This window comes from Xanthomarina sp. (assembly GCF_035306705.1).
GTDB lineage: Bacteria > Bacteroidota > Bacteroidia > Flavobacteriales > Flavobacteriaceae > Xanthomarina.
Genome location: NZ_DATGNO010000172.1, coordinates 1 through 6,394, shown reverse-complemented (window position 1 = coordinate 6,394; position 6,394 = coordinate 1). Strand labels below are relative to the sequence as shown.

General features: G+C 34.6%; 5 protein-coding genes. 2 read left to right on the top strand and 3 right to left on the bottom strand.

Annotated features, from left to right (window positions below; genetic code table 11):
* Positions 1-37: 37 nt before the first annotated feature.
* A complete protein-coding gene (locus tag VKY47_RS13765) occupies positions 38-700 on the top strand; it encodes a C40 family peptidase (RefSeq protein ID WP_324313413.1) in 663 nt (220 codons plus the stop codon).
* 53 nt (positions 701-753) lie between these two features.
* On the opposite strand, the gene VKY47_RS13760 is transcribed toward VKY47_RS13765, so the two are convergent.
* Together VKY47_RS13760 and VKY47_RS13755 are read right to left on the bottom strand one after the other, a co-directional pair.
* Positions 754-1,653: a DMT family transporter gene (locus tag VKY47_RS13760; RefSeq protein WP_324313412.1), complete on the bottom strand. Its 900-nt coding sequence runs from the start codon at positions 1,651-1,653 to the stop codon at positions 754-756.
* A 104-nt stretch (positions 1,654-1,757) separates the two neighbouring features.
* On the bottom strand, positions 1,758-3,881 hold the full coding sequence (locus VKY47_RS13755) for a Tex family protein (protein ID WP_414731233.1): 2,124 nt from the start codon (positions 3,879-3,881) through the stop codon (positions 1,758-1,760).
* A gap of 289 nt (positions 3,882-4,170) precedes the next feature.
* Here VKY47_RS13755 and VKY47_RS13750 point away from each other — a divergent pair, with 289 nt between their 5' ends.
* Entirely contained in the window at positions 4,171-5,304 is a 1,134-nt protein-coding gene (locus VKY47_RS13750) for a leucine-rich repeat domain-containing protein (protein WP_324313411.1), read from the top strand.
* A 343-nt stretch (positions 5,305-5,647) separates the two neighbouring features.
* Here VKY47_RS13750 and VKY47_RS13745 read toward each other — a convergent pair.
* The coding region (locus tag VKY47_RS13745; RefSeq protein WP_324313410.1) for an alpha/beta hydrolase family protein at positions 5,648-6,394 on the bottom strand (747 nt) is incomplete at its 5' end.

The window sequence follows — 6,394 nt, the reverse complement described above, 5'->3', positions numbered from 1 at the left end:
AAATAGCAATCGTATTAATCTTTAAAATTTAATAGATATGCTAGGAGATACATTAAAAATTGCCTTGGGCGAACTCGGCCAAAAAGAAATTATTGGAGACAAGCACAACGAGCGCATTTTAGAATATCAAGAAACAACAGGTTTAAACTTTGGAAACGATGAGGTTGCTTGGTGCAGTATTTTTGCTAATTGGGTGGCTTTACAAGCCAATTTACCGAGATCTAATAAAGCAGATGCTAGAAGTTGGTTGCAAGTTGGCGAAAAAACTATTTGGCCTCAACCTGGAGACATTGTTGTTTTTTGGCGAGGAAGTAGAGCTGGTTGGAAAGGTCATGTAGGCTTTTTTATGGGTTTTACCAAAAGCGGAAAATCTATTTATTGTATTGGAGGCAACCAGGACAATGAGGTAAACATTCAGACCTTCGCTTTAGATAGGATTCTGGAATTTAGAAGTTTAACAGCTTCAGACACTAGTTCTATTCCAATTCCAACAGGTTATCTTAGACAAGGTGATAGCAACAATCATGTGAAACAATTACAACAACTTTTAAAACAATTGGAGTTTTTAAGCGGAACGGTCGATGGTGTTTTTGGTCCTAAGACAGAAATGGCATTGAGAGCTTTTCAAAAAAAACACAAGATAACTGTGGATGGTATTTATGGAAGTGAATCTAGAGGTATCCTTGAAAAGATAATATAGAACACCTCTGCATTTCTCAACTAATATTAGAAAAAGTTAATTGTTAGCTGCTTTTAAATCAACTTTTTAACAGGTTTTTTCTTAAAATGTATAGATGAAAATATCTGTTTCTCGTAGAAAGTCACTCGGATGCCAAACAGCAAAACAAGACCACCTAAAACCATTTGTAAAGAAATGGCTTCATCTATAAATAACCAAGCTAGAATGGAAGCCAAAATACCTTGACCTAATAAACTAACAGAAACTCTCGTGGCGCGCATGTGCTGAGTAGCATAGCTAATTAGCAACCAAGCTGCCAACTGACATACAATGGCTTGAACAACCAACACCAACCAACCTGCATTAGAAAAGCCGGTAAAAGGTTCGTCTAAGGCATAACTCACACCTCCTAAATACAGCGAGGAAGATGCCAAAGTAATGGTCATAAATGAAATAACATTCATAGATTTCAAAACCTCTTTACTAATGAGCATATAGATGGCATAAAAGACACCGGAAAGGATTCCAAAACTAAATGCTAAATCAAAATCAAGGGTTTGAAATACAGTGAAGCCAACCAACATCATCATGCCAAAAACTGCGATGATTGTGCCTATCCAAAAATTGGTTTTAGGTTTATCCTTTAAAAAAAACAAAGAAAAAACACCCAACCAAACAGGTGATAAATTAGTTAGTAAAGATGCTTGGGTAGCAGTCGATTCCTGAATAGCAATATTCCAAACAGCCACGTCACTCCCGAAAATAACACCAGAGATAATGGCTAATACACCCATTTTTAAAGTGGGCATTTTAAATTGCTTGCTTAATAAGGCATATGGTAGTAGCAATAGCAAAGAAAACAACATCCTGTAAAATGCTGAAATAACTCCAGGAGTTAGGTTTAATTTAACCAAAATAGGGAATACAGAAATACAGAATATTCCAATAACTAAAGCGATTCTTGGCTTTTTCATACGAAAACTATTTAGCTTCTTAATTTGAAGCTGCAAAGGTACGTAGTCTTTAAGGATTATAATGAGACTAAATTAGCCACTTATGGTTAAATATTATCCAGTTTTTACTTGTGAAGTTTTAATTGAATGCGTTTTCGTGCCACATCTACTTCCAAGACTTTTACAATAACTTGTTGATGCAGACTTACATGTGCGTTGACATCGCTTACAAAACTATCTGAAAGATTGGAAACATGGATCAAACCACTTTCTTTTATGCCAACATCTACAAAAGCTCCAAAATTGGTAATGTTATTTACAATGCCAGGAAGAAGTTGTCCTTCTTGTAAATCGGTGATAGACTTTATATTTTGATTAAAAGTAAAGACTTTAGCTTGCTCACGAATATCCAATCCGGGTTTTTCCAACTCTTTGATAATATCTTGAAGTGTTGGTAAACCTACAGAGTCTGTACAATATTTTTTTAAGTCTAATTTTTCGAGTAGGGTGGAGTTTCCTATCAAATCTGAAATGGGCTTTCCCAAATCCTTAGCCATTTTCTCAACAATCGGATAACTTTCTGGATGCACTGCCGAATCATCCAACGGGTTTTTAGCGTCTTTAATGCGTAAAAAAGCAGCACCTTGTTCAAAAGCTTTGTCTCCCAAACGTGGTACTTTTTTTATGGCATTTCTGGATTTGAAAACGCCATGTTCCGCTCTATAATTAAAAATGTTTTCAGCTAGTTTCGGTCCAATTCCAGAAACATAACTCAATAAGGATGTACTAGCCGAATTAATATTAACACCTACCGAATTCACACAGCTTTCCACAACGGTATCCAATTCGTTTTTAAGTTTGGTTTGGTCCACATCATGCTGATATTGTCCAACACCAATAGATTTAGCATCAATCTTTACCAATTCGGCCAACGGATCCTGCAAACGCCTTCCTATGGAAACCGAGCCGCGAACCGTGACATCATAATTTGGAAATTCGTCTCTTGCAATTTTTGAAGCTGAATAAATACTAGCACCCGCTTCACTAACCACAAACACCTGAATATCGTTTTTAAAATGAATCTTTCTAATGAGCGCTTCGGTTTCTCTCGATGCTGTTCCGTTTCCAATGGCAATAGCTTCAATTTTATAGGCTTCAGATAGAGAACTTATTTTTTTCATAGCTCCAAGGGCATCACTTTTTGGAGGGTGGGGATAAATGGTTTCGTTGTGTTTTAAATTACCTTGAGCATCCAGACACACAATTTTACAACCCGATTTAAATCCGGGATCAATGGCCAAAACACGTTTTTCACCTAAAGGAGAACCTAATAATAATTGTTTGAGGTTTTTGGCAAAAACATCAATGGCTGAGGCATCGGCTTTTTCTCTAGCATTTTGTAGCGCTTCATTCGATAAAGAAGGAAATAATAAGCGCTTATAAGCATCTTGAATGGCTATGCCAATATGTTCAGAACAAGCATTGTTGGAACGAATGATGCGATCTTCAATTTTGGATAGCGCTTTCTCATCGTCTATAGAAATTTTGGATTTGATAAATCCTTCCTTTTCAGCTCTTAAAATAGCTAATAATCTATGTGAAGGAATCCTGTTAAGAGATTCTTCCCATTCAAAATAATCGCGATATTTTTGAGACTCTTCCTCGTCTTTTTTAGATTTTACCACTTTGGTTGAAATCATGGCAAAACGTTCTAATTGCTGACGGATATTATTTCTAACATCGGTACGTTCATTAATCCATTCAGAAATAATATGACGTGCACCTTCCAAAGCGTCTTCAACAGAAGTAATATCTCCTTTTACATATTTATAAGCTATGGAATCTAAATCGATAGAATTCTGGCTCATAATGATTTTTGCCAAAGGTTCTAACCCATTCTTTCTAGCGGTTTCAGCTTTGGTTTTTCTGCTTTTTTTGAAAGGTAAATACAAGTCTTCCAGCGTAGTTAAGTCTTGAGTAGCTTCAATTTTTTTCTTTAATTCCTCCGTTAAAACGCCTTGTTCTTCTAGGGCTTTTAAAATACTGAATTTTCGTTTTTCTAAGGCTTCAAATTGTTCTTTATATTTAACGATGTCTCCAATTTGGACTTCATCTAGATTCCCAGTGCGTTCTTTTCTGTAACGTGAAATAAAGGGAATAGTACAGGCTTCATTTAATAATTCTACAGTATTTTTTACGGAGACTTCTGGAAGTTGTGTTTGAGAAATGATATAGGAAATCATCGACATGCTTAATGTGTTCTATAGTTTGAGCTACAAATATAGGAAGATAATTGCGGTAGGAAATGTAAATTCGTTTGTGAATTGCGTAAAAAACAGAAACCCCTTTTTAACTAAAAAAGGGTTTGATACTTTATAAGATTTCTTTTAACCTTTTAACATAATAAGCATTTTTTAAAATTTAATGTTAACCATTAGTAGGCTTGATACATAAAGATAGTAGATCGTTATATAATTTTAGGCACTAATAACTTAAAATTATTGCACGGTGTTACCGAATTAATAATTAAAATCTATAATGATGAAAAAATTACTACTTACTTTTTTATGCGTATTTAGCATAACCCTAAGTCAAAGTCAAACCTTTAATGATGGTGTTTTAGAATATACCGTAATTGATGCCACAAATAATTATGTGTCAGTAAAAATGTATAATAGCTGTCCCACAGGAGTTTTAGTTATTCCTGAAAACGTAACAGATAGCAGTATAAGTTATACAGTAACAGAAATTACCAATTCTGGTTTTAAGAATTGTACTAATATCACTAATGTTTCATTACCAAATAGTTTAACACGTATTGAGCGAGCAGGATTTATGGGCTGTGGTAGTTTAGCAGATATAATCTTACCTAATGGTTTAATCCATTTGGATAGAGAAGCTTTTCGTGATTGTACTAGTTTAACAGATATTATTATTCCTGATGGTACTACCACTATTGGTATTGATGTTTTTCGCGATTGTGAAAATTTAGTAAATATTTTCCTACCAGAAGGTTTAACAACTTTAAGACAAGGAGTGTTTTATGGCTGTGATAGTTTAACGAGTATACAACTTCCAAATAGTCTTACATCCATTGGTTATATATGTTTTTATAGTTGCAATAACTTAACTAGCATTGATTTACCAGAAAGTATTACTAGTATAGATGGTTCTGCATTTGCCAATTGTAATAATTTAACCAACATTAATATTCCAGAGAGTGTAACTAGTATGGGAACTTATGTGTTCCAAAATTGTACAAGTTTAACAAATGTTACCGTAAACTGGAACACACCACTAACAGTGGATCCTACTATTTTTGATAATGTTCCAATAAACACTATTCCATTAACAGTACCTTCAGGAACCATTCCAGATTATCAAGCAGCAGTTGTTTGGCAAGATTTTGGATCGTTTATGGAACTAAGCCTTACAGATTTCCAATTATCTGAAACTATAAAAATATATCCAAATCCAACTTCAGACTTTTTAAAAATTGAATTAAATAATGCTTCAGAACTTAAAACTGTAGTAATTTACAATCATTTAGGACAAATAATTTCAGAAGAAAACACCACGCAAATTAATGTTTCTAATTACGCGAAAGGCATGTATTATGCTCAAATAGAAACCTCTAAAGGAAAAAGTGTGAAGAAATTTATAGTTAATTAATGTATTAAGAATTGTTGTTGTTTGAGAAAGGAATTAAGACTGCTAAACTTACTTTATTTAAGGCAATAAGACATTGCAATGATACCCATTTCTGTTTCTACTTGGACAAGACCTCTTGCCATAAATCTTTTAAAATTTATATTGCGTTTTATGTTACCAAAAACAGCTTCAATGTAATTCTTTGATAAAATCATCATAACTAGGTGGGTGAAGACTCAATTGTGTCTGGGTGTTGGTCTTCCTAACGTCATGGCTTTTCATAGCTCTATAATATAAAAATCATAGCTTTTAGTGAAATTTAAAAACAAAATGAGGCTGCCTTTTTAGACAGCCTCTTGGTAATTTATAAGGTTTCTTCTAACCATTTAAAGAATTCTGTTTGCCAAACCAGGGCGTTTTGTGGCTGAAGAATCCAGTGGTTTTCCTCTGGAAAATACAGTAATTTACTTTTTATATCTAAAAGCTGTGCCGCTTGAAAAGCACTTAAACCTTGTTCGATTGGCACTCGAAAATCTTTTCCACCCTGAATAATCAATATAGGCGTATCCCAGTTTGAAACTTTGGTTATTGGGTTGAATTCGTTATATGCTTTTTGGGCTACTTTGTTATTTGTATCCCAGTAACTTCCTCCCCAATCGTTGTTTACAAAAAACAATTCTTCGGTGGTGCCGTACATGCTTCGCGTATCAAAAACTCCATCGTGAGAAATAAAAGTTTTAAAGCGCTTGTTGTGGATTCCAGCTAAATAAAACACCGAATAACCTCCAAAACTAGCGCCAATAGCACCAAGTCTGTCGTTGTCTACATACGGTTCTTTGGCAAGTTCATCTATCGCATTTAAATAATCGTCCATAACTTGTCCACCCCAATCTTTACTAATATCTGCATTCCAAGCCACACCATGTCCAGGCATCCCTCTACGATTTGGAGCTACAATGATATAACCTTGCGACGCCATGACTTGGAAATTCCAACGATAGGAATAGAATTGAGACAAGGGCGATTGTGGGCCACCTTGGGCATATAATAAAGTGGGATATTTTTTTGAAGCATCGAAGTTTGGAGGTAAAATAACCCAAACCAACATTTG